This is a genomic window from Knoellia flava TL1 (assembly GCF_000768675.1).
In the GTDB taxonomy this organism is placed as follows: Bacteria; Actinomycetota; Actinomycetes; order Actinomycetales; family Dermatophilaceae; genus Knoellia; species Knoellia flava.
Map to the genome: position 1 here is coordinate 1 of NZ_AVPI01000085.1, position 1,986 is coordinate 1,986.

Sequence of the window (1,986 nt, forward strand, 5' to 3'; positions counted from 1 at the left end):
CGGGTTTGACGCCCAAGTGTGGCCGCGGGTAGTTTTGAGTGGTTGCCCTGGAGATTGGCCCTGATGGGGTTGGTTGATGGTGTGCGTCCGATCCTTGAGAACTCAACAGCGTGTCAAAAATCGATGCCAATTACCTCGTCGCCGGGGCATGGTGCTGCTCGCCTTTCTGGTGGGTGGTGGTGTGTTGCGGTGCGAATTGATTTCCTTTGGTTGACAATGATCATCTAGCAGTTATTGCTGGTTGTTCTTGCTCAGCCGGGTTTCACAACCCTTTGTGGGTATGGTTTTTCCCTGGTTTCGCCTTCGGGTGGGCTGGGGGATTGCAATCATCAACGGAGAGTTTGATCCTGGCTCAGGACGAACGCTGGCGGCGTGCTTAACACATGCAAGTCGAACGGTGACCCTCGGAGCTTGCTTCGGGGTGAACAGTGGCGAACGGGTGAGTAACACGTGAGTAACCTGCCCCTGACTCTGGAATAAGCGCTGGAAACGGCGTCTAATACCGGATACGACACGCCTCCGCATGGGGAGCGTGTGGAAAGTTTTTCGGTCTGGGATGGACTCGCGGCCTATCAGCTTGTTGGTGAGGTAATGGCTCACCAAGGCGATGACGGGTAGCCGGCCTGAGAGGGCGACCGGCCACACTGGGACTGAGACACGGCCCAGACTCCTACGGGAGGCAGCAGTGGGGAATATTGCACAATGGGCGAAAGCCTGATGCAGCGACGCCGCGTGAGGGATGACGGCCTTCGGGTTGTAAACCTCTTTCAGCAGGGAAGAAGCGAAAGTGACGGTACCTGCAGAAGAAGCACCGGCTAACTACGTGCCAGCAGCCGCGGTAATACGTAGGGTGCGAGCGTTGTCCGGAATTATTGGGCGTAAAGAGCTTGTAGGCGGTTTGTCGCGTCTGCCGTGAAAATCCGGGGCTCAACCCCGGACTTGCGGTGGGTACGGGCAGACTAGAGTGTGGTAGGGGAGACTGGAATTCCTGGTGTAGCGGTGAAATGCGCAGATATCAGGAGGAACACCGATGGCGAAGGCAGGTCTCTGGGCCACTACTGACGCTGAGAAGCGAAAGCATGGGGAGCGAACAGGATTAGATACCCTGGTAGTCCATGCCGTAAACGTTGGGCGCTAGGTGTGGGACTCATTCCACGAGTTCCGTGCCGCAGCTAACGCATTAAGCGCCCCGCCTGGGGAGTACGGCCGCAAGGCTAAAACTCAAAGGAATTGACGGGGGCCCGCACAAGCGGCGGAGCATGTGGATTAATTCGATGCAACGCGAAGAACCTTACCAAGGCTTGACATATACCGGAAACATCTGGAGACAGGTGCCCCGCAAGGTCGGTATACAGGTGGTGCATGGTTGTCGTCAGCTCGTGTCGTGAGATGTTGGGTTAAGTCCCGCAACGAGCGCAACCCTCGTTCTATGTTGCCAGCACGTGATGGTGGGGACTCATAGAAGACTGCCGGGGTCAACTCGGAGGAAGGTGGGGATGAGGTCAAATCATCATGCCCCTTATGTCTTGGGCTTCACACATGCTACAATGGCCGGTACAAAGGGCTGCGAAACCGTGAGGTGGAGCGAATCCCAAAAAACCGGTCTCAGTTCGGATTGGGGTCTGCAACTCGACCCCATGAAGTTGGAGTCGCTAGTAATCGCAGATCAGCAACGCTGCGGTGAATACGTTCCCGGGCCTTGTACACACCGCCCGTCAAGTCACGAAAGTCGGTAACACCCGAAGCCGGTGGCCCAACCCTTGTGGAGGGAGCCGTCGAAGGTGGGACTGGCGATTGGGACTAAGTCGTAACAAGGTAGCCGTACCGGAAGGTGCGGCTGGATCACCTCCTTTCTAAGGAGCACTGGCCACGTTATGTGGTCCAGGCCCTGTTTCGTCCCCGAGTGTGGGACGGCAGGTGCTCATGGGTGGAACATCGATTATTTGGCGTCGTCACTGGCTCGCTGGCTAGTACGCCCCGGAACGC

1 rRNA gene is annotated in these 1,986 nt (G+C 57.1%); it reads left to right on the forward strand.

Annotation, left to right across the window (positions count from 1 at the left end):
* Positions 1 to 329: 329 nt before the first annotated feature.
* A 16S ribosomal RNA gene (locus tag N798_RS16485) occupies positions 330 to 1,853 on the forward strand.
* The last annotated feature ends 133 nt before the right edge of the window (positions 1,854 to 1,986 follow it).